At 61.1% G+C, this 24,857-nt stretch carries 23 protein-coding genes; 9 read left to right on the top strand and 14 right to left on the bottom strand.

Annotated features, from left to right (window positions below):
• Nucleotides 1–160: 160 nt before the first annotated feature.
• The 3 genes from gnd to GIW02_RS13825 are packed head-to-tail and all read left to right on the top strand — an operon-like array spanning nt 161 to nt 3,530.
• Nucleotides 161–1,189 carry a phosphogluconate dehydrogenase (NAD(+)-dependent, decarboxylating) gene (gene gnd, locus GIW02_RS13835; RefSeq protein WP_456361635.1) on the top strand — a complete coding sequence of 343 codons (1,029 nt, stop codon included), beginning with the start codon at nt 161–163 and terminating at the stop codon, nt 1,187–1,189.
• Nucleotides 1,186–2,709: a glucose-6-phosphate dehydrogenase gene (zwf, locus tag GIW02_RS13830; protein ID WP_236415094.1), complete on the top strand. Its 1,524-nt coding sequence runs from the start codon at nt 1,186–1,188 to the stop codon at nt 2,707–2,709. The genes gnd and zwf overlap by 4 nt, the downstream gene beginning before the upstream one ends.
• Nucleotides 2,706–3,530 carry an HAD family hydrolase gene (locus GIW02_RS13825; protein ID WP_236415092.1) on the top strand — a complete coding sequence of 275 codons (825 nt, stop codon included), beginning with the start codon at nt 2,706–2,708 and terminating at the stop codon, nt 3,528–3,530. The genes zwf and GIW02_RS13825 overlap by 4 nt, the downstream gene beginning before the upstream one ends.
• 72 nt (nt 3,531–3,602) lie before the next feature.
• Here GIW02_RS13825 and GIW02_RS13820 read toward each other — a convergent pair whose 3' ends face one another.
• Nucleotides 3,603–3,863, bottom strand: a complete 261-nt coding sequence (locus GIW02_RS13820) for a hypothetical protein (RefSeq protein WP_236415090.1) — start codon at nt 3,861–3,863, stop codon at nt 3,603–3,605.
• A gap of 343 nt (nt 3,864–4,206) precedes the next feature.
• On the opposite strand from GIW02_RS13820, the gene GIW02_RS13815 reads away from it, so the two are divergent.
• Nucleotides 4,207–5,532, top strand: a complete 1,326-nt coding sequence (locus GIW02_RS13815) for a sigma-54-dependent transcriptional regulator (RefSeq protein WP_236415088.1) — start codon at nt 4,207–4,209, stop codon at nt 5,530–5,532.
• Nucleotides 5,533–5,608: 76 nt separating this feature from the next.
• Here GIW02_RS13815 and GIW02_RS13810 read toward each other — a convergent pair whose 3' ends face one another.
• The 7 genes from GIW02_RS13810 to GIW02_RS13780 all read right to left on the bottom strand — a co-directional run bounded on the left by GIW02_RS13810 (nt 5,609) and on the right by GIW02_RS13780 (nt 11,629).
• Complete coding sequence (locus GIW02_RS13810) at nt 5,609–6,913, bottom strand: hypothetical protein (RefSeq protein ID WP_236415086.1); 1,305 nt, start codon at nt 6,911–6,913, stop codon at nt 5,609–5,611.
• Between the two features lie 50 nt (nt 6,914–6,963).
• Complete coding sequence (locus GIW02_RS13805) at nt 6,964–7,713, bottom strand: hypothetical protein (protein WP_236415084.1); 750 nt, start codon at nt 7,711–7,713, stop codon at nt 6,964–6,966.
• Nucleotides 7,714–7,750: 37 nt separating this feature from the next.
• Nucleotides 7,751–8,428 (bottom strand): C39 family peptidase, encoded by a 678-nt coding sequence (locus tag GIW02_RS13800; RefSeq protein WP_236415082.1) that lies wholly within the window; start codon nt 8,426–8,428, stop codon nt 7,751–7,753.
• Nucleotides 8,429–8,490: 62 nt separating this feature from the next.
• The gene (locus GIW02_RS13795) at nt 8,491–9,222 is read right to left on the bottom strand and encodes a heme utilization protein (RefSeq protein ID WP_236421896.1); all 732 of its coding nucleotides are present in this window, start codon (nt 9,220–9,222) and stop codon (nt 8,491–8,493) included.
• A gap of 68 nt (nt 9,223–9,290) precedes the next feature.
• Complete coding sequence (locus GIW02_RS13790; protein WP_236418639.1) at nt 9,291–9,854, bottom strand: adhesin; 564 nt, start codon at nt 9,852–9,854, stop codon at nt 9,291–9,293.
• 1 nt (nt 9,855) lies between these two features.
• Nucleotides 9,856–10,305: a hypothetical protein gene (locus GIW02_RS13785; RefSeq protein WP_236418640.1), complete on the bottom strand. Its 450-nt coding sequence runs from the start codon at nt 10,303–10,305 to the stop codon at nt 9,856–9,858.
• 328 nt (nt 10,306–10,633) lie between these two features.
• Entirely contained in the window at nt 10,634–11,629 is a 996-nt protein-coding gene (locus GIW02_RS13780) for a FecR family protein (RefSeq protein WP_236418641.1), read from the bottom strand.
• A gap of 143 nt (nt 11,630–11,772) precedes the next feature.
• Here GIW02_RS13780 and GIW02_RS13775 point away from each other — a divergent pair, with 143 nt between their 5' ends.
• Entirely contained in the window at nt 11,773–12,042 is a 270-nt protein-coding gene (locus GIW02_RS13775; RefSeq protein WP_025857288.1) for a PepSY domain-containing protein, read from the top strand.
• A 21-nt stretch (nt 12,043–12,063) separates the two neighbouring features.
• Here GIW02_RS13775 and GIW02_RS27305 read toward each other — a convergent pair whose 3' ends face one another.
• Nucleotides 12,064–14,004, bottom strand: coding sequence for a hypothetical protein (locus GIW02_RS27305; protein WP_456361634.1), 1,941 nt, complete (start codon nt 14,002–14,004; stop codon nt 12,064–12,066).
• Nucleotides 13,982–16,951 carry a dermonecrotic toxin domain-containing protein gene (locus GIW02_RS27300; protein WP_456361633.1) on the bottom strand — a complete coding sequence of 990 codons (2,970 nt, stop codon included), beginning with the start codon at nt 16,949–16,951 and terminating at the stop codon, nt 13,982–13,984. Before GIW02_RS27300 ends, GIW02_RS27305 begins: the two co-directional genes overlap by 23 nt.
• 193 nt (nt 16,952–17,144) lie before the next feature.
• Here GIW02_RS27300 and GIW02_RS13765 point away from each other — a divergent pair, with 193 nt between their 5' ends.
• Nucleotides 17,145–18,182, top strand: a complete 1,038-nt coding sequence (locus GIW02_RS13765; RefSeq protein ID WP_236421895.1) for an Ldh family oxidoreductase — start codon at nt 17,145–17,147, stop codon at nt 18,180–18,182.
• A 33-nt stretch (nt 18,183–18,215) separates the two neighbouring features.
• On the opposite strand, the gene GIW02_RS13760 is transcribed toward GIW02_RS13765, so the two are convergent.
• On the bottom strand, nt 18,216–18,536 hold the full coding sequence (locus GIW02_RS13760) for a DUF883 family protein (RefSeq protein WP_197628627.1): 321 nt from the start codon (nt 18,534–18,536) through the stop codon (nt 18,216–18,218).
• Between the two features lie 164 nt (nt 18,537–18,700).
• Here GIW02_RS13760 and GIW02_RS13755 point away from each other — a divergent pair, with 164 nt between their 5' ends.
• On the top strand, nt 18,701–18,955 hold the full coding sequence (locus tag GIW02_RS13755; protein WP_003190904.1) for a hypothetical protein: 255 nt from the start codon (nt 18,701–18,703) through the stop codon (nt 18,953–18,955).
• Here GIW02_RS13755 and GIW02_RS13750 read toward each other — a convergent pair.
• Nucleotides 18,927–19,841: a LysR family transcriptional regulator gene (locus GIW02_RS13750; RefSeq protein WP_236419925.1), complete on the bottom strand. Its 915-nt coding sequence runs from the start codon at nt 19,839–19,841 to the stop codon at nt 18,927–18,929. The two genes, GIW02_RS13755 and GIW02_RS13750, sit on opposite strands and share 29 nt — an antisense overlap.
• An 82-nt stretch (nt 19,842–19,923) precedes the next feature.
• Here GIW02_RS13750 and GIW02_RS13745 point away from each other — a divergent pair, with 82 nt between their 5' ends.
• Entirely contained in the window at nt 19,924–20,850 is a 927-nt protein-coding gene (locus tag GIW02_RS13745; RefSeq protein ID WP_236419927.1) for a carbon-nitrogen hydrolase family protein, read from the top strand.
• A 205-nt stretch (nt 20,851–21,055) separates the two neighbouring features.
• Here the strand turns inward: GIW02_RS13745 and GIW02_RS13740 are convergent, their stop codons facing one another.
• Together GIW02_RS13740 and GIW02_RS13735 are read right to left on the bottom strand one after the other, a co-directional pair.
• Nucleotides 21,056–21,517, bottom strand: coding sequence for an LEA type 2 family protein (locus GIW02_RS13740; protein ID WP_236418510.1), 462 nt, complete (start codon nt 21,515–21,517; stop codon nt 21,056–21,058).
• Between the two features lie 12 nt (nt 21,518–21,529).
• Nucleotides 21,530–22,957, bottom strand: coding sequence for a nucleobase:cation symporter-2 family protein (locus GIW02_RS13735; protein WP_236418511.1), 1,428 nt, complete (start codon nt 22,955–22,957; stop codon nt 21,530–21,532).
• 233 nt (nt 22,958–23,190) lie between these two features.
• Between GIW02_RS13735 and GIW02_RS13730 the strand changes: the two genes are divergently transcribed.
• Nucleotides 23,191–24,816, top strand: coding sequence for a HAMP domain-containing methyl-accepting chemotaxis protein (locus GIW02_RS13730; protein WP_236418512.1), 1,626 nt, complete (start codon nt 23,191–23,193; stop codon nt 24,814–24,816).
• Nucleotides 24,817–24,857 lie beyond the last annotated feature (41 nt).

Here is a 24,857-nt window from a genome sequence, read left to right as displayed (position 1 = left end):
CAGTCGGAAGCAATTCTGAATTCTTTTTTGCAGCAAGGGAACTTTTTTATTTTTGACGGTCGTGTGACTTTTTGGGCCGTGATGCTGAAATGATGGCAACTTTTTCTCATGAAACTACACGGATCGGGCCTGGACTAACCCTCATTAGCCTCATTGCGCTATAAACTATGTCACACATTTATTTAGTAGTTGGGAGCATCAGCACATGCAACTGGGGATTATCGGACTAGGCCGCATGGGCGGGAATATTGCACGGCGCCTGATGCTCAATGGGCATACCACCGTTGTTTACGACCGTAACGAAGCATTTGTAAAAGGCCTTAGCGAGGAGGGCGCCACCGGCGTTGCCGACTTGAAAGCCTTGGTTGCCGGGCTGCAAAAGCCTCGCGCCGTCTGGGTGATGCTGCCGGCAGGCGACCCCACGGAACACACCATCAATGAATTGAGCGAGCTGCTGGAAGACGGTGATGTCATCATCGACGGCGGCAACACCAACTATAAGGACGATGTGCGTCGCGCCAAGGCGTTGGCGCAGAAGGGCCTGCACTATGTCGACGTCGGTACTTCCGGCGGCGTCTGGGGCCTGGAACGTGGCTACTGCATGATGATCGGTGGCGACACTGAATCCGTGCAGCGCCTGGACCCGATCTTCGCCAGCCTGGCGCCGGGCCTGGGCAACATTCCGCGCACCAAGGATCGCTCGCCGTCGGCCGACAAACGTGCCGAGCAAGGTTACATCCATGCTGGCCCTGCGGGCGCCGGGCATTTCGTCAAGATGATCCACAACGGCATTGAATACGGGATGATGCAGGCGTTTGCCGAAGGTTTTGACATCCTCAAGACCAAGAACTCGGAAAACCTGCCGGCAGACCAGCGTTTCGACCTGAATGTCGCCGATATCGCCGAAGTCTGGCGCCGGGGCAGCGTGGTCTCGTCCTGGTTGCTCGACCTGACGGCCGATGCACTGGCGACTGACCCCAAACTCGACGGTTACTCAGGCTCCGTAGCCGACAGCGGCGAAGGCCGCTGGACCATCGAGGCCGCCATGGAACAGGCCGTGCCGGTGCCGGTACTCTCGACGTCGTTGTTCGCGCGCTTCCGCTCGCGTCAGCAGAGCACCTACGGTGACAAGATGCTGTCTGCCATGCGCTTCGGCTTTGGTGGTCACGTGGAGACTTCCAAAAAATGACCGCTAACGGCAAGAAACCCAAGGCCGAACCCGCTCCACCCACCACACTCTTTCTGTTTGGCGCCCATGGCGACCTGGTCAAGCGCCTGCTGATGCCGGCGCTGTACAACCTCAGTCGTGACGGGCTGCTGGGCGACGGCTTGCGCATTGTCGGCGTTGATCACAACGCCATCAGCGACGCCGACTTCGCCAAGAAGCTGGAGGATTTCATTCGCACCGAAGCGGCAAGCAAGGTCAAGGGCAATGCGGATAACGCGTTGGACCCGGCCTTGTGGGCGCAATTGGCCAAGGGCATCAGCTACGTCGAGGGTGACTTCCTCGACGACAGCACCTACGCCGATATCGGCAAGAAAATCGCCGACAGCGGCACCGGCAATGCGGTGTTCTACCTGGCCACCGCACCGCGCTTCTTCAGTGACGTGGTGCAGCGCCTGGGCAGTGCCGGCTTGCTCACGGAAACCGATGACGGTTTCCGTCGCGTGGTGATCGAAAAGCCATTCGGCTCCGACCTCGCCACCGCCGAAGCGTTGAACGCCAGCCTGCTCAAGGTGATGAGCGAGAAGCAGATCTATCGCATCGACCATTACCTGGGCAAAGAGACGGTGCAGAACATTCTGATCAGCCGGTTCTCCAACGTGCTGTTCGAAGCGTTCTGGAACAACCATTACATCGACCACGTGCAAATCACCGCCGCCGAAACCGTCGGTGTGGAAACACGGGGCAACTTCTTCGAAAAGACGGGCACCCTGCGCGACATGGTGCCCAACCACCTGTTCCAGCTGCTGGCGATGGTGGCCATGGAGCCGCCAGCCGCCTTTGGCGCCGATGCCGTGCGCGGCGAAAAGGCCAAGGTGATCGGCGCGGTACGCCCTTGGTCCCTGGAGGACGCGCGGGCCAACTCGGTCCGTGGGCAGTACACCTCGGGTGAAATCGGCGGCAAGCTGCTGCCGGGCTACCGGGAAGAGGCCAACGTCGCACCTGACAGCAGCACCGAGACGTTTGTCGCGCTGAAAGTCATGATCGACAACTGGCGCTGGGTGGGTGTGCCGTTCTACCTGCGTACCGGCAAGCGCATGAGCGTGCGCGACACCGAAATCGTGATTTGCTTCAAGCCGGCGCCGTACGCGCAGTTCCGGGATACCGAGGTTGATGAGCTCAAGCCGACTTACCTAAAGATCCAGATCCAGCCGAATGAGGGCATGTGGTTCGACCTGCTGGCGAAAAAGCCCGGGCCGACCCTGGACATGGCCAATATCCAGCTAGGGTTCGCCTACAAGGACTTCTTCGAGATGCAGCCATCGACAGGCTATGAAACCCTGATTTATGACTGCATGACCGGCGACCAGACCTTGTTCCAGCGCGCCGACAACATCGAGAACGGCTGGCGTGCGGTGCAGCCGTTTCTGGATGCGTGGAAGGAAGACGACGGGATCCAGGCCTACAAGGCCGGTGAAGACGGCCCGGCCGCCGCCGATGCGTTGCTGGCCCGTGATGGCCGTACGTGGCATAGCCTCGGATGAGTGATGCAGCGATTCATCCCATCCGTTTTATCCTCAGTGACGTGGACGGCACCTTGCTGCATCCGGATCACAGCCTGAGTCAGCGCACGGCCGATGCGATTCGCGCCTTGCGCGACGCCGGGGTGTTATTCAGCCTGGCCAGCGGGCGGCCGCCCAAGGCCATGCTGCACCTGATCGAGACATTTGGTATCGATGTGCCGGTGGCCGGGTTCAATGGCGGCACGCTGATCAACCCGGATGGCAGCATCCTGGTTGCCCATCACCTGCCGGCGGAAGCGGCGCTGGTTACCCTGGCGCTGTTTTCCGCCGAGCCGGACGTTGAGGTCTGGGTGTTCGCCGACGGCGACTGGCTGCGTCGCGACGCCCCTGGGCCGATGGAGCAGCGTGAAGCCGATGGCCTGGGTTATGGCCCGGTGGTGGTGGAGAGTTTCGAGCCCTACCTGGACCGGGTCGACAAGATTGTCGCGGCGAGTAACAACACGCAATTGCTGGTGGAGCTGGAAGCGCAATTGCAGCCCAAAGTGCACGGGCTGGCCCAGGTGTCGCGTTCGCAGCCGGTTTACCTGGATGTGACCGCGATGCTGGCCAACAAGGGCGAAGCCTTGAAGACCCTGGCGGCGCACTTGGGCGTGCCCATCGAGCAGACGGCGGCGATCGGTGATGGCGGCAATGACCCGGCGATGTTTCACGTGGCCGGTTTGTCGATTGCCATGGGGCAGGCGGAAGAAACCGTCAAGCGCCAGGCCAGTGTGGTCACCGGCAGCAATATCGAAGACGGTGCCGCCGAGGCCATCGAACGGTTTATTCTCGCTGCTCGATAAGCGAGATTAAGCATCTTCTGATGCACAACTTCCGAGCACTGTTTGGCAGTGCTCGGAAGTTGCTGTGTCGTCTTACTTGGGCATTACCCAGGATTGCAACTGGTGGCCATCTTTATCGAGCTGGGCGCGCGCTTGCAACAGCAAGTCTTCCAATTGCGCCGGGTCGGTATAGGCACTCGACGACAGTTGTTTGCTGCCGATACGGGTATTGGTACGGTCGATGACACTCAGGCTGAGGGCGCCATTGCCATCGTGCCAGGCCACGCACTGAAAGGGCTGGAAGGCACGGTCTGCGATCAAAAGAGCTTCGTTGATGCGGAGCGGGGCGTTCATGTCGGGTTCTCTCTCATTGCCCATTCAAGTGAGTGCCGTTGGTTGGGCGGGCCAAGCGGCGAGTTACTTGTACTGATGCACGATGACCGGGTACGGGTCACATCTTAGAGCAAGAAATTTTAACCTTCCCTGATTAACGTCATGTAAGCGGCTGTTTTGAAAGCTGATTGAATGTTTCCACGGCGAGCAACTTTTTTACCCAAAATGCTCAGGGGTGGCTTTTTGCCCACACTTATAGCGAAACGGTACAAGCGCAGCGTCAAGATCTTGCTAGTGTTAGCGCCAGGCTTCACAAACCGTTGTTTATTAATAAATTTAACGATTTTGACGTCAAGGAATAGTCATGATTGTTACACCTGCGCAGCGTCGCTTGCTTGTGGTCGATCCCTGTGACGACTGCCACGGGCTATTGCCCGGTTTGCGCACCGCCGGGTGGGACGTGGACAGCTGTGCGCTGGAAGCCGTCGGCGAACGGACCTGCGATGTGGGCCTGCTGCGTTTGCAGCCCTTTCATCTGCAACGGCCCGAGGCGGTCAAGGAACTGATCGGCCGCAGCGGCACCGAGTGGATCGCGGTGCTCAGCCAGGATGTACTGCGCCTGCAGAACGTTGGCGATTTTGTCTGCGAATGGTTTTTCGACTTCCACACCTTGCCCTTCGACGTTGCCCGCGTGCAGGTCACCCTTGGCCGTGCTTTCGGCATGGCGCGGCTGCGGGGCAAGGAGCAGACACCCGCGGATGAGCCCGAACACGAGCTGCTGGGTGACAGCCGGCCGATTCGTGAGCTGCGTAAATTGCTCTCCAAGTTGGCGCCTACCGAATCCCCCGTGTTGATCCGCGGGGACAGCGGCACCGGCAAGGAGCTGGTGGCCAAGACCCTGCACCGCCAATCCCAGCGCCACGCCAAGCCGTTTGTCGCGATCAACTGCGGGGCTATCCCGGAACACTTGATTCAATCCGAACTGTTCGGCCATGAGAAAGGCGCGTTTACCGGCGCCCATCAGCGCAAGGTCGGGCGTATCGAGGCGGCCAATGGCGGCACGCTGTTCCTCGATGAGATCGGCGATTTACCGATGGAGCTGCAAGCCAACCTGCTGCGGTTTCTCCAGGAAAAACAGATCGAACGCGTCGGCGGCAGCCAGCCGATTCCCGTGGACGTCAGGGTATTGGCCGCCACCCACGTGGACCTGGAAGCCGCCGTCGAGAAGGGCACTTTCCGCGAAGATTTGTACTACCGGCTCAATGTCCTGCAAGTGGTGACCGCGCCGTTGCGCGAACGCCATGGCGATGTGGCAAAGCTGGCCAACCACTTTGCACGGTTCTACAGCCAGGAAACCGGTCGACGCCCGCGCAGCTTCAGCGAAGACGCGCTGGTGGCGATGGGGCAGCACCCCTGGCCGGGCAATGTGCGTGAGTTGGCCAACCGCGTGCGCCGTGGCCTGGTGCTGGCCGAAGGGCGCCAGATCGAGGCCGTTGATCTGGGCTTGCAGGGTGAGCAGGCAATTTCGCTGCCCATGGCTACACTGGAAGACTATAAGCACCGCGCCGAACGTCAGGCGTTGTGCGATGTGCTCAACCGGCACAGTGACAACCTGAGTGTCGCGGCCCGTGTGCTGGGGGTGTCGCGGCCGACGTTCTACCGGTTGCTGCACAAACACCAGATCCGCTAGGGCGGGTAAACCGAAAAGCCCCGCAACGACCCTTATCGTTGCGGGGCTTTTCCTTGTTTGCGGTAAAACGTCTGCGTTAGAAGTAATACGGGAATTTGAGGCTGAACGTAAAGTCCGGCGCGTCATCCGTCATGCCAATCGCCAGGTTTGGCACGATTGTGAGGTTGTCCGATGCCGCAATCGTCATGCCCACGTTGAAGTAGCCGGCGTTGGCATCGCTGGAGACCACCGATTGCCAGTCGCCGCCGTCAGGCTTGAGTTTGCTCTTGCGCTGCACCAGGTCGGACACGGAGAACGACATACTCATCTTCTCGTTCAGCGCAAAGGCTACGCCGACGCCGACCTGGAAGCTGTCGCCAAGGCTGACCTTGCCGCCGACTTTCTGGTTGGCGTTGGAGCTGATGTCGTCAAACGAATCCTCGAAATTGTGGGTGTAAGACAACGAACCGAACAGTACGGCCGGGTCGAAGGTCTTGACCAGCGAGATGCCCGGCGTGACCGACCAGACGCCGTTACCCGTGGGCAGGCTTTCGGGGACGAACAGGTTGTCGTTGTTCGGCGATTCGATCAGTTTGATGCCGTAGGGTTCTCTACCGGTAGGCGCCTTGACGCGTACTGAAACCACCGCATCCGGCAGGCTGTCGGTTTCGTCGAGGAATTTGTACGCGATGCCAAAGTTGACGTCGCCGATGGTCGGGTCGCGAGTGACCGAGGCTTCCGACGTGGTGGTGCCACTGTTGCCGGCGCCACCCGACTGGTACGTCGATTCGCGGTAGACCACCGGTACGTTGACATCGAACTGCCAGCGGTTATCGAGGTTGTAGCGGCCGGTCAGGTCCAGGGTCCAGTTATCGGCCTTGATCCGGTCAAGGTTGATGTTGCCGAGGAAGATCGAGTCCAGCGCCAGAAAACCGTTGAGGGTCAACTGGCGTGCGTCATACCGGGCATAGGTGATGCCGGTTTCAAAGCTGAACTTGCCATCGCCGAAAAAGCCGCTGGCCTCGTTGTACAGGTTGCTGACGCTTTGCGCGGGAGCCGAGTCATCCTTGAGGCTTTGCCCATAGGAGCTTCCGCCGCCCGCACCGCCGGATGCTGCTGCGGCGCCCACGCCCGGCGCGCCGGCAACGGTGGTGCCTTTGTTGAAGTCGGCAGGCGATTTGGCCAGGCGCTTGGGCGCCGGTGTTGCCGGTTGGTCTTCGACCTGTCGTACCCGCTGTTCCAATACCGCCAGTGCCTTTTGTTGCACTTCGTAACGCTGCTTGAGCTCCAGCAGTTCCTGTTTAAGCGTTTCAATATCGGCGTCCGGCGCGGCATACAGCATGGTCGCAGGCAGGAGCGTACTTAAACAAACCACAGCACGTAACGATAAAGATCGATGCATGAAGTAAGCCGTCCCTTTTTAAATACGTAAGTGTCGTGGCTCAGCGTAGTTCAATAACCGATAGTGCGTAGGCCTTTGAGTTGGTCCAGATTGAGGTTCTGCGCAATGTTATTCAGCCCGTTGTTCCCCATCACGATGTTGAGTTGGGTCAGGTTGTTGATGAGGTTGCTGTTGCCCTGGATAACCGTGCCTTGCAGGACATTGCCGCCGCCGATTTGCTGCACGACATTGCCTTGGTTGTTATTGGCCAGAAGCGCCATCTGCAAGCCGCCATTCTTGGCCGAAACAGTCACTTGGCCAGCGGCGGTACTGCCGGTAATTGCCTCGCCGGCCACCAGCGCCTGGCCGGATTGCGCGTAGTTGGCCGGAGCCAGGCCGTTTTTGCTGACGTTGATGTCGACCGCATTGCTGGCGGTATTGCCGTCACCCGCCGCGCGCACGCTTTGGGTCACGCCTTGGCCGCTGCCCAGGCCGCCGCCGCCGACGACTGTGCCGGTGCCGTCAGGTTGCTTGATGCTGCCATTGCCATCATTGCCGGTGATCTGCACATAGAACTGCGGGGTCACCGTGGTTTTATCGATCTGCATGCTGGCGCTGCCCGTGACGGTGGCGCCGGCGGAGTTGGTCCAGGTGCTGCTCATCACAATGCCGAAACTGATGATCCGCCCAGGCATCACGAAGCGCCCACGCAGATCTGCCATTTCCGCATCCTTGAGTTCAACAGGCTTGAACGCCGATGACGCATACGCGGGCATTGAGGCTGCCAGGCACATGACCGTCAGCCAACGGTAAGTGTTCATCATCTGCTCCTGGAGCGTCCTGCTCCTTATTGCGCTTCTAGAAGAAGTCGCTCTGGATGAAACCGAAGTCCATCAGTTCGCTGTCGCGCACCGGGCTGAACGCACTCAGCTGGTTCTTGGCGGTCAACGGCGTGGGCGGGGAGAGCAGGGCGTTGGTCTTGTCGTAGCCTTCACCCAGGACGGCAAACACAATGCCGTTCCAGCCCTTGATGAAATCGTCCTTTGTATAGCGCTTGTGGCCCAGCACGGGGTCGCCGATGTAGACCCAGTCCTTGTCGGCGCGCTGCAGGACCACAAAGTGCTTGTAGCCGCGGATTTCCAGCAGCACCACGACAGGGATCTTCACCGTGGTCAGCACTTGTGGCGTGATCCGGTAGCCCCTGGCGCGCATGCCGATGCTTTCGAGGTAACGCTTCATGTCGAGCATCGAGAAACCCTGGGTCCGGACCAGATCCTGGTCGGCGTTCACCAGCATGCCCTTGATGACGTCATCCTCGTTGACATCCAGCCAATAGCCTTGGCGCAGAATGCTGGCCAAGGCGGCGGCACCACAGCTGAAATCGGTTTTCTGTTCCACCAGGTTGGCGAATTTACGCTCGCGGATGCTTTCGACTTTCTTGTACATCATCCCACCGCCGGGCATTGGAACTGCCACTTGGCCTGCCCAGGTCGGGCCGGTCAGCGATAACAAGAGGGCGAAGGCAACGAGGCGCATGATCGTATGACCTGCTGGACACTGGAATTGAAAAGGGCCTTGTTGCCAAGGCCCGATTTGCATCAGAAGCGGGAGATCGACACACCGAGTGCAGCCTGGTTGCCAGTACCTGCTTGGGAAACAGTCCCGGAAATACCGGTGTTGTTGTTACCCGAGTTGGTGAGGCTGGCGTTGTTCACCACGTTCGCTTTGTTCCAGCCGTGGCCGGTGGTGGCGTTCAAGGTCAGGTTGCTCGACGAGTTTTGCTGAGCATTGACAGCTGCACCGCCCGAGGCACCGTCTTCGGAAGAAGCGATGGCAATGCCTTGGCTGCTTTGGTTGCCGGTACCGGCCTGCACGGAAGCCAGGCTGACACCCGAGTTGCTGTTGTTGGAGTCGGTCAGCGACGAGTTGTTGGTGTTGCCGAGGTTGCCCACCAGGTTGCCGCTGCTGTTTTGCACGGTGTTGATGGTCGCGAACACTTGATCCGCATCATCGGAGGCGCCGATGGCGATGTCGTGTTTGGCTTGGTTGCCAGTGCCGCTTTGAATGATGCCGCTGGCCACACCGGAGTTGCTGTTGATCGAGTTGGTGGTGGACGCGTTGTTCTCGGTCTTGTCGTTCAGGGTGCCGTTGCCCGAGCTGTTCTGGGAATCGTTGGCAGTGACCGACAGCACGGTAGGTGCAGCCGGTGGTTGGTTGCCGCCGCCACCACCGCCATTGCCGCCGCCGTTACCACCACCCGCTTGTGCGGCGATTGCCATCAGTGCAGTCAGAGCGAAAACCAGTGGTTTGAGAGCCATTGTAGGTTTCATGGTGTTTCTCCTTGCTTCTAATTAGTTGGTTAAGTGTTGGTACGGTCTAGCTATTGGACTCAGCTCCATCAGTTGAGTCGCAGGTTCAGGGTGTTAGCCACTCGGTTCCCCACCCCGGCGCTCTGGTTGACCTGTACCACTCCACGGCTGCCGGTGAAGGCCTGGTCGCTGGTAACGACCTGGCGGCTGCCAGTGGTAGAGGTCACTCCCGAGTCTGTTGCAAGCACAACGTTCTGTTGTGACATGACACTGTCGTCGATGCTTTGCGGGCCAGCGTTGAGGCTGATTCGCACGGCATTGATCATTTGGTTCTGGGCCCCGGCGGACTGGTTGACGGTGACGATGCCGTTGCCATTGGTGAAAGAGCTGCCCTGAATCGACGTCTTGGCGTTCAGGGAGCGGTCGGCGGGTGCGCCGCTGATTGTCTGCGTGACCGAAACAGTTGCCTGGGCGTTACGGCCGACGGCAATAGCGATGCTGTTGCTCTGCTGATGCTGGTCGCCCGCTGCCTGGTTGACGGACATCACGCCGTCGTACTGTTTGCCGGAGTTGTCGATGGTTGCGTTGTTGTCGCCGCCGGCCATGGCCGATGCGCTGACCAGCACCGCAAGAAGCATCCAGGAATGATTCATCTCAACGCCCCCCGGCCATGCTGCCGATAGAGTTCAGGGGCGCAAGGCCTCTGGAAATGGCATTGTTCACCGTTCCGGAGAGGCTGCCGCCGCCGCTATGCCCTGCAGCACCGCCGGCGCCCAGGCCGATGCCGCCACCGTTGTTATCGAGCCCAGGCAGGTTGCCGCCGGGCAAAATGGTGCGGTTGATGCTGGAGCCACTGGCGATCCCGGAGATATCCGTGTCATTGAGTTCGTGGGTGGTCGTGCGAAAGATCTGCGCAGACGGGTTGGCATTTGCGGTGGTGGGGCTGGGGTCGGAGCCGGCGGTGCGGCCCCACATGTGGCCACGGACTGCACGGTCAATCACGATCACACCGTTACCCTCGGCGAGCACGGGAAGGCTCACGCTGGTACTGAGTACGCAGCTGATCAGCAGTAGGCTCAATGAGCCTTGAGTGTGAGTGACCACGGCACGATTCCTTCTTCTTCGCGCTGACCCTAAACAGCGCTGTCAGGGATAGAGCAGAAGGCGTGCCGCTTTTTATTTAGTGTTGTTATTCAATGGGTTGTGGGTTTTGACGGGCTTTTCGAGATCACGCCTGTTTCATCGCTGAGACACCTGCCGTTCAGGCGCGCGCTCCCGGCCATACCAAAAACGTTTCACCAGGGTGTATCAGCGCTGTAACAGCCACTGTGACAAAAGCATTAACCCGCGCAGGGCGGGCGATGCAGGGCGGGGCGGTGTTTCAAAAATGGACACTGCAGGCGCGAGCGAGGCCCACGCCTGCGGGCAAGGCTCAGCCTTTGGGGGTTTTACGCGGGATGGAATTGAGTACGGGGTTGCCGTCCTGGTTCTGGGTCACGTAGACCGGCAGCACCTTGGGCAGGGAGGCGATGAGGTTGTGGACCTCATTGATGTTGTAGATGCCGCCGATGCGAATGGCGCCGGTGCCGGCATCGGCGAGCATCACCGGTTTGTTCAGGTAGCGGTTGATCAGTGGCAACGCATCGACCAGTGCCAGGTTGTCGAGCACCAGCTTGCCTTGGCGCCAGGCCAGGGCGCTGTCATTCGCGGGGATCGTGCGCACACGAGGGGTGGCATCGCCCTGTTGATAGCTGGCCTGCATGCCGGGGGTCAGAGGGACGCTGCCGTGCACCTGGTCGCTGGCGATCTGCACCGAGCCTTCGAGCAGCATCACTTGCACCTGGTCTTCGTACTTCCACACGTTGAACTGGGTGCCCGTGACCCGCACCTGGCCCGCGCCGGCGTGCACGATAAAGGGATGTGCGCTGTCATGGCTGACTTTGAAGAAGGCTTCGCCCTTTTTCAGTGTGACCCGGCGCTGGTCCTTGTAATGGCTGTAGACCAGTTCGGTGCCCAGGTTGAGTTCGACCTGGCTGCCGTCACTCAAGGTGATCTGCCGCAAGCCATTGTCGGCCTGGTAGCGCTCATAGGAACTCGGCAGCCAGCCGGCTTCCCAGCCGGTAAAGGCAGCCAGCGGCAGGGCGGCCAGGCAGATCGCTGCCGCCACCGCGTAGTGACGCAGACGGCGGCGGGGTTTGAACGGCACCACTACCGGCGTGGTTTCGGTGCGGGGCAGGTGGTCGGCGACGTCCCATATTTCCAGCATCGCCGCGTATTCAAAGGCATGCAGCGGGTCGGCATCATGCCATTGGGTAAAAGCCTGACGTTCCTGCGGGGTGCAATCCCCCGCATGCATGCGCATGCACCAATGCGCGGCGGCGTCGGTGATGGCGTCATATTCGGCTTCTGTAAGGGACTTTTCGCTCATTAATTCATCCTGATTTCACGCATTCTAACCTCCCGAGGGGGACGGCGAGAACAGCCATCATGGCGATTGCACATCAATTGGAACTTATTCTCGTTTGGCGGGCTCCTAAAAAATTCAGGACATTCCCACAATGGAGTACGAAGATGCTGAAGAAAACCTTAGTCGCCCTGTGTGCAACCACCGCTCTGCTCAGCGCCGGCGCTGCGCTGGCCGATAAACCCGGCGCAGGCTGGATCACCATCGAAAAGGCCATCGAAGTGGCCAAGACCAAGGCCGGGTACATCGAGGTCTATGCGGCGGAAGCCGACGACAACGGCTATTGGGAAGTCAAAGGCCGCAAGTCCGACGGCACGGTGTATGAAGCGCGTATCGACGGCGCTTCGGGCAACATCCTGCGTGACCAGAAAGACTGACGTACCCCGCCGGGAGCCTGCTCAGGCTCCCGCATCCAGTTCTCGCCCCAGTTGACTGATCAGATACGTCACCGAGTCGGCATTCGCCAGGATGGTGTCAATGCGTTTATCGGCGTCGCTCATGAAAATCACCCGCGCCTCAGCGAGGCTCCGGCTGCCGGTGGTGCGCAGGACTTTATCTTTGAGCGGTGAGGTCACGTTTCGGCTGCCGAAATCCTCCCAGGCTTGCGAGAATTCGTCCCATGCCTTGAACAGCAGTCTGGCGGGCGTCAAGGTGGAGAGGGCGGTCAGGCGCAGGTCGGCAAGGTCGGTCTGCATCACCCCGGCGCCCTGGATGTTGGTGTTGATCAGGTCGTGGAACGGCCGCATCGAGTCGAGGTAAGCCAGGTCCTCGGTCAAGGATTTGATGTGCGATATCTCGTGAATCAACGACGCCGCCCGCGCATGCGCCGAAATGTTGAACGGCGTGGTCAAGCGGTTTTGATAGACGTCCATCCCGGGGTCGAAGAAGCGGTCCAGCAAGTAGATCTTTTGGTCCAGGTCATCGGGTATCACGAAGGCAAAGCTGTTTTCGGGGTTGTAGCGATGGGTACCGCTGACAAAACGCTGCGAGTCGGGACCGATCAGCGTGTGATTGGTCAACTCGTCGAGCACCTCGTCCACGCGCCGCTCGATTTTCTGCACGTGATCGGCCGTCAACGTGCCCACGCCCAGTAACTCGGTGAAGAACCGCCCGAGCCGGCTATTGGGCTCGCGCAGTGTCGCAAAGTGGCTCAGGTTGCGTTTGCACGTCACTGCATAGTAAGTCGCGACATTCAGCGCTTCATCAATGCACTGCGCCTTCCAATTGGATAAGGCCGCGATTTCGCGCATGCCCACGGCTTCGATATTGATGACCTCTCGTTCGGCTGCCCGCGTGTACACCTTGCCTGCCAAGCGCTTCAAGGATTGGCCGTAGCGCGGGTTATGCCCATCGAGGTCCAGTGTCCAGCCGCCCTGGGCGCTGCTTTTTACATAAGGGCCGTGGAGTTCGCCTTTGCTCAGACGCCAGTGTTCGCCGGCTTTTTTCACCGGGTACACCTTGCCCGCCAGCGGCACGCAATGGAGTGCTCCGGTGCTATCTCTGTAAGGCTGTGTCGAGGTGCTGGGCGTGAGGTCCGCCAGCGCAATATCGTGGTCTTCAAATGCCCGCAACCCGGTGCGCCCAGGTGCTGTCAGGTCTACATCCGCCAGCGTGGCGGCGGCTGCCTGAGGGGGGTTGAGCCACGCCTCCAGCGAGACGTCTTGCTGCGGCGAAGAGGCGGGTGGCAACAGCCGGTCCAGCTCTGTGCGCAACGAGGCCAGCTCGGCCACGCCACGGGCAAAGGTTTTCAGCGCGTGCTGCCAGCGGTGCTGCTGCAAATCTTCAGCGGAGGTCTTGAACAGTTGGTAGCTGCGCCAAACCACCAATGGGTAGGCCAGTTTACCGGCCATGAACATCAAGCCTTTAGGGATCGCCTGCCCGAGCAGGCTGGTGATCGCGTCCCACTGAGCCTTGCCTGATGCGGAAAACTGACTGTCGAGCATCCTGAGCAACATCTCGCTATTGTCCTCAAACAGCTTTTTGAGCAGATTGCCGGTGATATAGGCGGCGCCGAGACGGATTTCCGAGGCGCCCCGACTGTCTTGTTGGGCCAGCAAATTGCGGTAGGTGGCTTGATGGGCGGCTTGCATCTGACCGGTCACCCAGTCCTGCAGCGCGCCGGGGGCGGTGAACGCATTGATCAATGCGGCCTCATTCGCGTATTCCGTCAACATGTGCTGGGGGCTGTAGGGCGCATACAGCACCAGCGGGCCGGAAGCGGCCGTCGGTGTGCCAATGAGGTAGCAGCACAGTGCGTTGGCCGGCGTCGCGCCTGGGGTGGCGATCAGTTCAAGCGGGCAGATGTTTGCCGTTGCGTCAGTTACCGTAGCGCGTGCCACATGCGTCAGTTACCGTAGCGCGTGCCACACCGTCGGGCATGTCGAAGACTTGCTGGATCAGGCTCCACGCCGATGCCGACAGCCGCCCTTCGAGTTTTTGTTGATGGGCGTACTGCAGCAATTGCCAGGGCAATTGCTGGCAGAACAGCTGGCGACGCTCACGGGTTGCCTGCGTATCGCCTTTGAGATGGGTGGTCAGTTGTTCCTGGTAGAAGCTTTTCAAGTCCAACTGGCGAACCAGTTGCACCACTGCCGTGCCGTCCAGTGCCGCCGGCAACGGCGTGGCCGTTCGCGAGTGTGGCCGGATGTCTTCGCCGCGCAGTACAGGCAAGTGTCGCAGGGCGAAGTCTGTCAGCGTCTGCGTGTTGCCCGCCAGGTTGATGCGACCCGGGATCATTACATGGTCCGGGTTCACCACTTGCCCCGGAAAACGGGCGTTGAGCAACGTCGAGAGGCTGCTCACGGCCTGCTCGCGCAGGGTTGTGATGCTGTGCAGATAGTCACGCTCATCCAGCGCGTTGACGCGGTATTGCTCGAGCAATTCGGCGTGCAGGATCTGCTCGCTCGGGCGCGCCATGCCCAGCCAGACCGGAAGTGCCTGCTGGTGGATGAGGGCCTGTGCGATGGCCGTGGCCCTGGGCAGGTTGGTCGGGGGGGCGCGACGGATCAAGCTGTCCATCCATTGTTCGTAACGCTGTGCGCTCAGTTTCATCGAGCGCACATGGCCAATCTCGTCACTGATGAAGTCGCGGTAAGACTGTTGCCGATCGTTCAGCAAGTGGGCGTCGAGACGTCGCAGCGGGCCGAGCTGACAGGACTGATGGGGCACCCGCTTGGAGGGCGGCAGGTTCTCTATCAGCGGTAATCGCGCTTGGGCGTCTTGCAAGCGTTGCTCAAGGGTGTCACGCAGGGCCTTGATCGACGCAAACGCCTCAACGCCGCAACGGGGTGTCCAGAGTACTGCCGCCCCTGAGTGAGCAGGGTCTGTGCCGCCACGTTCGGTCAGTACAAAACAATTGGCCAGTGCATGGGGCGTGGCAGGCGAGCCGAGGTGTAAGGTCAGGCCATAGGCATCCGGGATAAACCCGTTCAGGCCCCGGCGCTTCTCGCGGGTCATGCTGTCGGCGTGGAGCACGCTGTCCAGCAGCGCCAGGGCGTTGGCTGGCAGGCTGTTGTGCAGTCGCCTCAGTTGCGCCTCGCCGCTCAGGCCTTGCAGCATTCCATGGCTGAGCTGTGCCTGGTGACTCTCCAGCAGCTGGACCGGTAACGTTTGCAAACCGGTTGGGCCAAACCTGGGAGGCTGACTGCGAGCCAGTGCCAGGGCCGTCTCGACCACTTGCAGGCGTTGCAGGTGCAGCTTGGCCTTTTGCGCCTGAACCGTGGTGGGGCGGTCATTGCCGCTGCTGCTCGGGTGTACGCTCCAGCGCCCGTCTGGTTGCGGCTCCAGCAAGCGGCTGTCGAGCATGGCGCGTACATACAGGGCACTGTCGAGCAATGCACCCAGGTCGATGCTGCCCACGCTGCGCCGATAAAACGCCAGCGCATACTCGAGGTTGTCGGCCTGTTTGGCGACGATGTCTTCGAGCATTGCCTGAAACACATCGCCGACCACGGGCTTGCCGGTCACCTGCGGCTGATCGATGCCGACAAACACACTGCGTTCATCCAGCGACAGGAAATTGAGCAGCTCATCCTCATAACCGGCGGTTTTGAGCATGGTCAGCAAGGTAGCGTTCAGGTCACTGAGGCTGCCCAGCACCTGCAGGCCACGCGATTGGGTATAGAGGTAAGCGTGGGCGTTGCTGATCATCAGGGTGCCGGCCAGGTCGACGTGATGTTGAAACGCGCTATCAATGCGTACCTTTTCTACGCTCAAGTGGTGGTCCAAGGCTGCGTGCGTGGCGTGGTCCGGCAGGATTGCGCCGCGCAATGTCCGGCTTTCGTCAGCCGACACAATGGTTTGCTGATGTTTGAACAGCAGGTCGGCGCGAAACTTGTCGCGCATCACCTGGGTGAAGAGCTGCAAGCGTGACTGACCCGCCGTGCAGTCTTCATTCCAGTAGACCTGCAGCAGGCTGTTCAATAATTTTGCAAGCGCCGCGCTTGTTTGCTCGACCACACTGTCCCAGCGTTGCTGGTCCTCGGCCAGCTGTTCCTTGCTGAAGCTGCGCGTGTCATGGGCGCTGTTGAAGTAGCTGTGTGTCTGCCCGATTGGCCAGGCTTGCTGGACATAAAAGCGTAACAGCGTGTCGCGTAAGGAATCGGAGGCCACCCAATGGCTGTGCTCGCCATTGGGTGCCGAGACGAAGGCGTTCACCCGCGTGTCGCCCTGGTTCAGGCGTGGGAAGTAGGAGCGCGCCATGATGCCGAGCAACGTGTCGAGCATCTCGTTCAAACTGGGAAGCTTGCACAGCTCGTTAAGCATCAGCGCTACGTTTTTCTGCTGGGACGCCAGGATGGCGTGTTCCTGGTCTTCCATCACCGGGCCCAGGATGGTGCTGGTAGTGACCGTCAGCGGCGCAGTGGCTGGCAGCGCGTTACGTTCGCCGACGGACACAAACTGCAGCAATTCACTGCGCTGACTCGCCTCTGTCAGGCGTTGTGCTACCTCGCTCAACAGGTCAGCGTGGCTGTCGAACAGCTCAAGACCACCGTCAGGGGTGTACAGCACCGCCTTGGCGTCATCGGGGGTGGGGCTCATCACGAAGGCACCGGGCAGCGGCAGGGCGTCGCTACCGGCGAGGTTGATGTGCAACCTTTCCACTAGCATCGGAGCATCGCGCACCGTCGAGTTTTTACGTGCGGTGTCGGAGGCGTAGTACACCGTGTACAGCCAATCAAGGTCTTTCAACGAGAACCCCAACTCACGCTCCCGCGCGGTAGGTGCCCTGCGTCTGGCCGGGCGTAGAAATTCGTCGAAATAGTAGGGTGGGGTGACGTTCGCCATGCTGTGCGCTCCATCGTTGCGGCAGGTAGCAGGCGAGTCTGGTGTCGGCAGCGCGTGGCGGGGCGGTAGATAGCTCAAGCATAAAAACCGGCGCCTGCCTCAAGCGCCCGTTGACAGCAGGCACACGGAGCGTTGTTTAATCGACGGCCTGGATTCTTGTTGTCTCTCCCAATTCTAAAAATCGGAGCTACAGATGTCAGCCCAGTCCCCGATAGTTGAAAGTGCTACCGCGCTCATCGGCTTCAACGCGCTGGTAGGCTTGCTGCACGAGGTGTTTGTGAAGCACGGCACCTCGCCCGCAGTCGCCGCGATCCTGGCGCACAATTGCGCCAGCGCCGAGCGCGACGGTGCCCATAGCCATGGCATCTTCCGTATCCCCGGCTACCTCAGCACCCTGGCCAGCGGTTGGGTCAACGGCAAGGCCACGCCGGTGGTCACCGATGTGGCGTCCGGGTTCGTGCGGGTCGATGCGGCAAACGGGTTCGCCCAGCCGGCCCTGGCCGCCGCCCGCGCGCTGTTGGTGGACAAGGCCCGCAGTGCCGGCATCGCGTTGCTGGCAATTCACAACTCCCATCACTTTGCCGCGCTCTGGCCAGACGTCGAACCCTTCGCCGAAGAGGGGCTGGTGGCGCTGAGCGTGGTCAACAGCATGACCTGTGTGGTGCCCCATGGCGCCGACCGCCCGTTGTTCGGCACCAACCCGATTGCCTTCGCTGCCCCGCGTGCCGATGGCGCGCCCATTGTCTTCGACCTGGCCACCAGCGCGATTGCCCATGGCGACGTGCAGATCGCCGCGCGCAAGGGCGAGCGCCTGCCGACGGGCATGGGCGTGGACAGCCTGGGCCAACCCACCACTGACCCCAAGGCCGTGCTGGAAGGCGGTGCGTTGCTGCCGTTTGGCGGCCACAAAGGCTCGGCGCTGTCGATGATGGTTGAGCTGTTGGCGGCGGCCTTGACCGGCGGTAACTTTTCTTTTGAGTTCAACTGGGCCGACCACCCTGGCGCACGTACCCCCTGGACGGGGCAATTGCTGATCGTCATCGACCCGAGCAAAACCGCCGGCCAAAGCTTTGCCGAGCGCAGCCAGGAACTGGTGCGGCAGATGCATGCGGCGGGGTTGCGGCGGCTGCCGGGGGATCGACGTCATCGCACGCGGGCGAAGTCGCAGGAAGCCGGTATTGAGATTGAAGCGAAGGACCTGAGGCAGTTGCACGAACTGGCCGCAGATTAAGCGGGGCTGCGCGAATGGCGCAGCCCCGGTGTATCAGTTACGACGACCCAGCAACAGGCCAACTACCAGGCCGAAACCGGCGGAGATGGCCACGGTTTGCCATGGGTGGCCACCGATGTAGGTTTCAGTGGCATCGACCACCGGCTTGCTGCGTTCGCGCACGTTGGACACGGACTCCAGGGCTTGCTTGAGCTTGATGGCGACCTGCTCACGCAAGGTTTCACCTTCCTCGCCCACCAGGGAGGCGCTGCTTTTGAGCAGTTTGTCCGACTCTTCGATCAGCGCGGTGAGTTCGCTGAAGGCTTGATCCTTGATTTGATCTTCGACGGCTTGTGCGGCTGTTTTGCGGGCCATTGTGGTGACTCCTTGCGGGTGAATGTGACAGTGAACAATGGAGTGTCGGGCCGCGGCAAAAGTTGCAGTTTTTTTGCCCGGGGCCGGTTTCGGGGAAAATCCGGAGCCGGTAATTTCGACCTACAGTGTAAGATGTCGCCTATTTGTGCAGCAGGTAATTCAACATGAGCTTCAATCTGGCCAACAAGACCCTCGCCGAACGCGCCGAGCTGGAAGATGAAAAGTCGCGCCTCTACGACCTGTGGCAAACCAACCTGGGCAAGGCCAAGGGCGAGGCCGCGCGGTTGTTCGGCGAGCGCGCCAAGCGCAAAGGCAAGTGGGCTGAATGGGTCCGCGCCGAACTCGACGGCATGTCACCGCCGGAGTTTTCCAACATGGTGCGCAGTGAAGTCAACAAGCTGATGGCGGCGGCGAAGTAAAGCACTCGGCAATAGCCTCGCGCACTTTCAGCAACATCGGATCACGTTGGGCCTGGGTGCGCCAACCCAGCTCCACCGGGTAACGGGGCAGATCCAGCGGGCAGGGCAGTACACGCAAACCGGTCATTTCGGCAATAGCCAACGCCGCATGCCCTGGAATGGTCGCCACCGCCTGGCTGCCCTTGAGCAAAAACGGCAGCGCTGCAAAATGGCTGGTCGAGGCGCACACCTGGCGGCTCAACCCGTGCGCCGCCAACCCCTCATCGGTAATCCCGATGAACCCGCCGGATGACACCAATATATGCTCGCGCCTGACGAACTCGTCCAGGCTGATGCTTGCCTGGTCCGCATCCAGCAGGCAGCGGTAATCGCCTTCGCCCAGCACCTGCCGACTCAAGCGGCCTTGGGCGAACCCACCGGCGGTAATCGCCAGGTCCAGCGTGCGATCGAGCAGCGCGCCCGCGACGATCTGGCTGTGGGTCTGGCGGAAAATCACCCGCAGCTTAGGCGCACGCTGCGCGATCTCAGCGATCAGCCGGTGGCCGTAGGCAATCTCGAAATCATCCGATAACCCCAGCACCACGGACCGACCCTGGTACTGCTGGTTATCCGGGTTGACCATCGCCAGGCTCTGCCGGCAGCGATCCAGTGCCTCACTGATCACCGGCTTCAACTGGTTGGCCCGCAGCGTCGGCGCCAACCCCCGGCCGGTGCGCACAAACAGCTGGTCGCCGTACACCTCGCGCAAGCGCCGCAGGCCCGCGCTGATCGCTGACTGCGTGACGCCCAAACGCAACGCCGCGCGGCTGGCGCTGGACTCGTCATGCAGGGCTTCGAAGGTTTTCAGCAGGTTCAGATCGACCTGGGCGATATTTGTTTGGCTCATATCATTCAGCACTGAGGTGGGCTTTATTCATGATCGAGGCTGGCGCGAGAATGGGCAACCCCCCTGATTCGGAGTGAACGTGATGCCCATTTCTACCGTGGCAGCCCTGCAAATCGGCGCCTTGCCCGGCGGCAAGGCCGACACCCTGGCGCAAATCCTTGCCTATGAAGACGCGATAACACGCAGCGGCGCGCACTTGGTGGTGATGCCCGAAGCGCTGCTGGGCGGCTACCCCAAAGGTGAAGGCTTTGGCACGCAGCTGGGCTACCGCCTGCCTGAAGGCCGCGAAGCCTTTGCGCGGTATTTTGCCAATGCCATCGATGTGCCGGGCGCCGAGACTGAGGCCTTGGCGGGTTTGGCGGCGCGCACCGGCGCCAGCCTGGTCCTGGGTGTGATCGAGCGCAGCGGCAGCACCCTGTATTGCACCGTGTTGTATTTCGAACCGGCGGGCGGCCTGGTGGCCAAGCACCGCAAGCTGATGCCCACCGGGACCGAGCGGCTGATCTGGGGCAAGGGTGACGGCTCGACGTTACCGGTGATCGACAGCGCGGTCGGGCGCGTCGGCGCTGCGGTGTGCTGGGAGAACATGATGCCGCTGCTGCGCACGGCGATGTACGCCAAGGGCGTGGAGGTGTGGTGCGCGCCGACGGTGGATGAGCGCGAGATGTGGCAGGTCAGCATGCGCCACGTGGCCCATGAGGGGCGCTGCTTTGTGGTCAGTGCGTGTCAGGTGCAGGCGTCGCCCGAGGCGCTGGGCATCGAGGTGGCAAACTGGCCTTCAGAGCGCCCGCTGATCGCCGGCGGCAGTGTGATCGTCGGCCCGATGGGCGACATCCTGGCCGGGCCGTTGCTGGGTGAAGCGGGGCTGCTGACCGCGCAGATCAATACCGATGACCTGGTGCGTGCGCGGTATGACTACGACGTGGTGGGGCATTACGCCCGGCCGGATGTGTTCGAACTGGTGGTGGATGAACGCGCCAAGCCCGGCGTGCGCTATATCACCGACTGAAACACTGACCAGGATGAGCTGCTTTTGTGGCGAGCGGGCTTGCCCGCGTTGGGGTGCGTAGCAGCCCTAAAATCAGGCGCTACGGTGTACCTGGAAAAATGCGGTGTACTTATTGGGGGCTGCTACGCAGCCCAACGCGGGCAAGCCCGCTCGCCACACAAGCCCGCTTCCCACACAAGCCTGCTTTGCACAGAGCAGCAACCGTCTACCAGGTTGCGGTATTGGGCAAATCCAGGGTGCCATGGTCCACGAACCGCATCGTGCCGAACAGCCCGCCCGCCAGCTTGCCGCGCAGCACATAGGGCAGGTTGTTCAAACTCTGGGTCTGGCTCAGGCCCAGGGTCTGACGCAACACGGAAAACGCCGAAACGCTGACCGGCACCGTCAGCACCGTCTCGGAGAAACGTGGGATGCTTCCCTGCTGATCGCTCACTCCCGAGGCCAACGGCCGGCCATTGACCTCCAGGTCCAGGGCTACGCCGTTGTAGTCGATCGCCGTTTCATTCGGGTTCTGCACCCGCAGTTTCACGGCGAAGCGCACTTCCAGGTCCTGGCTTTGCAGCGGCTCAATGCCGACCACGTTGATGTTCACCGGGTCGCGGTTGGGGAACAGGGCGCAGGCGCTCAAGCTCAGCAGCAGTAACGATAGAACCATGAGCTTGCGCATAACGAGGTGCTCCTATTTCGTGACGTCCGGGTCCTGCATCACCTTGAGGGTAGAGGACTCCGGATCAAATTCGTCTTCTTCCAGCTCTATGAACTCCTCGGGCAGGAAAATGTTCAGCAAGATTGCACAGAATGCCCCTACGGTGATCGGCGATTCGAAAATGTTGTGCAGCGCTTTGGGCAGTTCACGCAGCACTTCCGGCACGGCGGCCACGCCCAGGCCCATGCCCAGGGAGATCGCCACGATCAGCACGTTGCGTCGATGCAGCCCGGCTTCGGCGAGAATCTTGATCCCCGCCACGGCCACGGTGCCGAACATGATCAGGGTCGCGCCGCCCAGCACCGGCTTGGGCATCAGCTGCAGCACCGCGCCGATCATTGGGAACAGCCCCAGCAGCACCAGCAGGCCGGCGATGAAGTACGCCACGTAGCGGCTGGCCACGCCGGTCAACTGGATCACGCCGTTGTTCTGCGCGAAGGTCACCATCGGCAGGCTGTTGAAGGTGGCCGCCATCGCCGAGTTGAGGCCATCAGCCAGCAAACCGGATTTGATGCGCTTGATGTACAGCGGGCCCTTGACCGGCTGTTGGGAAATCATCGAGTTGGCGGTCAAGTCGCCGGCGGCTTCCAGCGGCGAAATCAAAAAGATCACTGCCACGGGAATAAACGCCACCCAATCGAACGAAAAGCCGTACTTGAAGGGCACCGGCACGCTGATCAACGGCACCTGCGGCAACGCCGCCATGTCCACGCGGCCCATCCACCAGGCCACTACAAAGCCCAGGGTCAGGCCGATCACGATCGAACCCAGGCGCAGGAACGGGTTGTTGAAGCGGTTGAGCACCACAATGGTCAGCAGCACCAGAGCCGCCAGCCCCATATTGCTCGCGGCGCCAAGGTCGCTGGCGCCAAAGCCGCCGGCCATGTCGGTGACCGCTACCTTGATCAGCGAAAGACCCATCAGGGTGATGATGGTGCCGGTGACCACCGGGGTGATCAGCTTGCGCAACTTGCCGATGAACTGGCTGAGCACCACTTCGATAAAGGCCGCGAAAAAGCAGATGCCGAAGATCGTCGAAAGGATTTCATCGGTGCCGCCGCCCCGGGCCTTGACCATGAAACCCGCGCTCAAGATCACGCTGATAAACGAAAAGCTGGTGCCTTGCAGGCACAACAGCCCTGAGCCGATCGGGCCGAACGTGCGGGCCTGCACAAAGGTGCCGAGCCCCGAGACGAACAGCGCCATGCTCACCAGGTACGGCACCTCGCTCTCCAGGCCCAGCACACCGCCGACGATCAGGGTAGGGGTGATGATGCCGACAAAACTGGCCAGCACATGCTGCAGCGCGGCGAATATCGCTGCGGTGAAATGCGGGCGGTCTTCAAGGCCGTAGATCAGGTCGGATTTATAGCGCGGGCGAGGGGCTTGAGCGTCAGACAAAATATGGGCTCGGGTCAGAAAAGGGAGGCGCAGGATGCCAGAAACTGCCGGTCGTCAGAAGTGTAAAAAATTATTTATAAACCCCTGAGTGAAACCCCAGGTCCTGCCGATAACGAGGGTAGGCCCACATACTAACGACAACAGTGGTGACCAAGGTCTGAGCAGCGCGTTGACGCTGCCGGATCGTTTAGCGGCAGGGACGCTCGCGAACATTCCCCCTGAGAGCACCCTCTATGTCCCTGCGTCATTTGAATATCGCCCCACGCGCGTTTCTCGGTTTTGCCTTCATTGCCCTGTTAGTGATTGTGTTGGGGGTGTTTGCGGTCAACCGCATGACGCAGATCCGCCAGTCTTCGGTGGACATGAGCGCCACACAACTGCCAAGCGTCACCTACCTGGCCAACATCACGGAAAACGTACTGCGCCTGCGCATCTTGTCCTTCCGCGTGCTGGTCAACCGCGAGCCTGCCGGCTTGCAGGAAGCCGAAACGCGCATGGGCGTGCTCACCGATAAAGTCAAAGCGGCCCAAGCCGGTTACGCCGCGTTGCCTGCAGGCACCGAGGAAGCGGCGCTGTACGCAACCTTTGTCGCGACACTGGACAACTACCTTAAAGCCCAGGCCGACATGCTGAGCTTGTCCAAGCAAGGCAAGGTCGATGAAATGCGCGCGCTGATCAACAGCCGCATCAAGGACGGCACCGACCAGATGGGCGAGCAGTTGAACAAGCTGATCGCCATTAATGCCGCGGACGCCAAGCAAGCTGACGCCGAGGCGGGGCAGAGTTACAACGGCGCCATCACCGGCGTGATCTCGGTGGCGGTCGCCGCCGCGCTGCTCACCGTGCTGTTGGCCTGGCTGCTGACCCGCAGCATCGTCACGCCGTTGCGCAAGGCGCTGGCCGTCGCCGAAACCATTGCGGGCGGCAACCTGACCAGCGTGATTGCCGATGACGGCAAGGATGAGCCTGCGCGGCTGATCAGCGCGTTGTCGACCATGCAAGCCAACCTGCGCCAGACCATCCAGCACATCGCCGGTTCGGCCACGCAGCTGGCGTCGGCGGCAGAAGAGCTGAGCGCGGTCACCGAGGAAGCGTCACGGGGTTTGCAGCAACAGAACAATGAAATCGACCAGGCTGCCACGGCGGTCAACCAGATGACGGCGGCGGTGGAAGAAGTGGCGCGTAATGCGGTGTCCACCTCCGAGGCGTCCGGCCAGTCCAACCAGGCGGCCCGCGAAGGCCGCGACCGCGTGGTGGAGACAGTCGGCGCGATCCAGACCATGACCCAGGACGTGCACACGACCTCGCTGCTGATCGAGGGCCTGGCGTCCCAGGGGCGTGACATCGGCAAGGTGCTGGACGTGATCCGCGCGATTGCCGAGCAGACCAACCTGTTGGCGCTCAACGCCGCCATCGAAGCGGCGCGGGCCGGTGAAGCCGGGCGCGGTTTTGCGGTCGTGGCGGACGAAGTGCGGGCGCTGGCCCATCGCACGGCGCAATCGACCCAGGAAATCGAGAAGATGGTCGCCGGCATTCAGAATGGCACCGGCGAAGCCGTGCAGTCCATGCAGCAGAGCAACCAGCGCACCCAGGGTACCCTGGAAATGGCGCGCGCCGCCGGCGTGGCGCTGGAGCAGATCACCCAGTCCATCGGCCTGATCAACGAACGCAACCTGGTGATCGCCAGCGCGTCGGAAGAGCAGGCTCAGGTCTCGCGCGAAGTGGACCGCAACCTGGTAAACATCCGCGACCTGGCCACGCAGTCGGCGGCGGGCGCCAACCAGACCAGCGCGGCCAGCCATGAGCTGTCGCGGTTGGCGGTGGACTTGAATGGGATGGTGGCGCGGTTCGTGATTTAGCTAGCTCAAAGGTGATCCAAATGTGGGAGGGGGCTTGCCCC

Origin of the sequence: Pseudomonas syringae (genome assembly GCF_021606685.1) — a bacterium.
Taxonomy (GTDB): domain Bacteria; phylum Pseudomonadota; class Gammaproteobacteria; order Pseudomonadales; family Pseudomonadaceae; genus Aquipseudomonas; species Aquipseudomonas syringae_R.
The sequence above is the reverse complement of the archived record's forward strand: the minus strand, read 5'-3'. Positions and strand labels throughout refer to the sequence as shown.

Excerpts from the sequence above, each read along its gene's own strand:
- zwf (WP_236415094.1), top strand. The coding sequence starts at position 1,186 with ATGACCGCTAACGGCAAGAAACCCAAGGCCGAACCCGCTCCACCCACC.
- GIW02_RS13825 (WP_236415092.1), top strand. The coding sequence starts at position 2,706 with ATGAGTGATGCAGCGATTCATCCCATCCGTTTTATCCTCAGTGACGTG.
- GIW02_RS13820 (WP_236415090.1), bottom strand. The coding sequence starts at position 3,863 with ATGAACGCCCCGCTCCGCATCAACGAAGCTCTTTTGATCGCAGACCGT.
- GIW02_RS13815 (WP_236415088.1), top strand. The coding sequence starts at position 4,207 with ATGATTGTTACACCTGCGCAGCGTCGCTTGCTTGTGGTCGATCCCTGT.
- GIW02_RS13810 (WP_236415086.1), bottom strand. The coding sequence starts at position 6,913 with ATGCATCGATCTTTATCGTTACGTGCTGTGGTTTGTTTAAGTACGCTC.
- GIW02_RS13805 (WP_236415084.1), bottom strand. The coding sequence starts at position 7,713 with ATGAACACTTACCGTTGGCTGACGGTCATGTGCCTGGCAGCCTCAATG.
- GIW02_RS13800 (WP_236415082.1), bottom strand. The coding sequence starts at position 8,428 with ATGCGCCTCGTTGCCTTCGCCCTCTTGTTATCGCTGACCGGCCCGACC.
- GIW02_RS13795 (WP_236421896.1), bottom strand. The coding sequence starts at position 9,222 with ATGAAACCTACAATGGCTCTCAAACCACTGGTTTTCGCTCTGACTGCA.
- GIW02_RS13790 (WP_236418639.1), bottom strand. The coding sequence starts at position 9,854 with ATGAATCATTCCTGGATGCTTCTTGCGGTGCTGGTCAGCGCATCGGCC.
- GIW02_RS13780 (WP_236418641.1), bottom strand. The coding sequence starts at position 11,629 with ATGAGCGAAAAGTCCCTTACAGAAGCCGAATATGACGCCATCACCGAC.
- GIW02_RS13775 (WP_025857288.1), top strand. The coding sequence starts at position 11,773 with ATGCTGAAGAAAACCTTAGTCGCCCTGTGTGCAACCACCGCTCTGCTC.
- GIW02_RS27300 (WP_456361633.1), bottom strand. The coding sequence starts at position 16,951 with ATGGCGAACGTCACCCCACCCTACTATTTCGACGAATTTCTACGCCCG.
- GIW02_RS13765 (WP_236421895.1), top strand. The coding sequence starts at position 17,145 with ATGTCAGCCCAGTCCCCGATAGTTGAAAGTGCTACCGCGCTCATCGGC.
- GIW02_RS13760 (WP_197628627.1), bottom strand. The coding sequence starts at position 18,536 with ATGGCCCGCAAAACAGCCGCACAAGCCGTCGAAGATCAAATCAAGGAT.
- GIW02_RS13755 (WP_003190904.1), top strand. The coding sequence starts at position 18,701 with ATGAGCTTCAATCTGGCCAACAAGACCCTCGCCGAACGCGCCGAGCTG.
- GIW02_RS13750 (WP_236419925.1), bottom strand. The coding sequence starts at position 19,841 with ATGAGCCAAACAAATATCGCCCAGGTCGATCTGAACCTGCTGAAAACC.
- GIW02_RS13745 (WP_236419927.1), top strand. The coding sequence starts at position 19,924 with ATGCCCATTTCTACCGTGGCAGCCCTGCAAATCGGCGCCTTGCCCGGC.
- GIW02_RS13740 (WP_236418510.1), bottom strand. The coding sequence starts at position 21,517 with ATGCGCAAGCTCATGGTTCTATCGTTACTGCTGCTGAGCTTGAGCGCC.
- GIW02_RS13730 (WP_236418512.1), top strand. The coding sequence starts at position 23,191 with ATGTCCCTGCGTCATTTGAATATCGCCCCACGCGCGTTTCTCGGTTTT.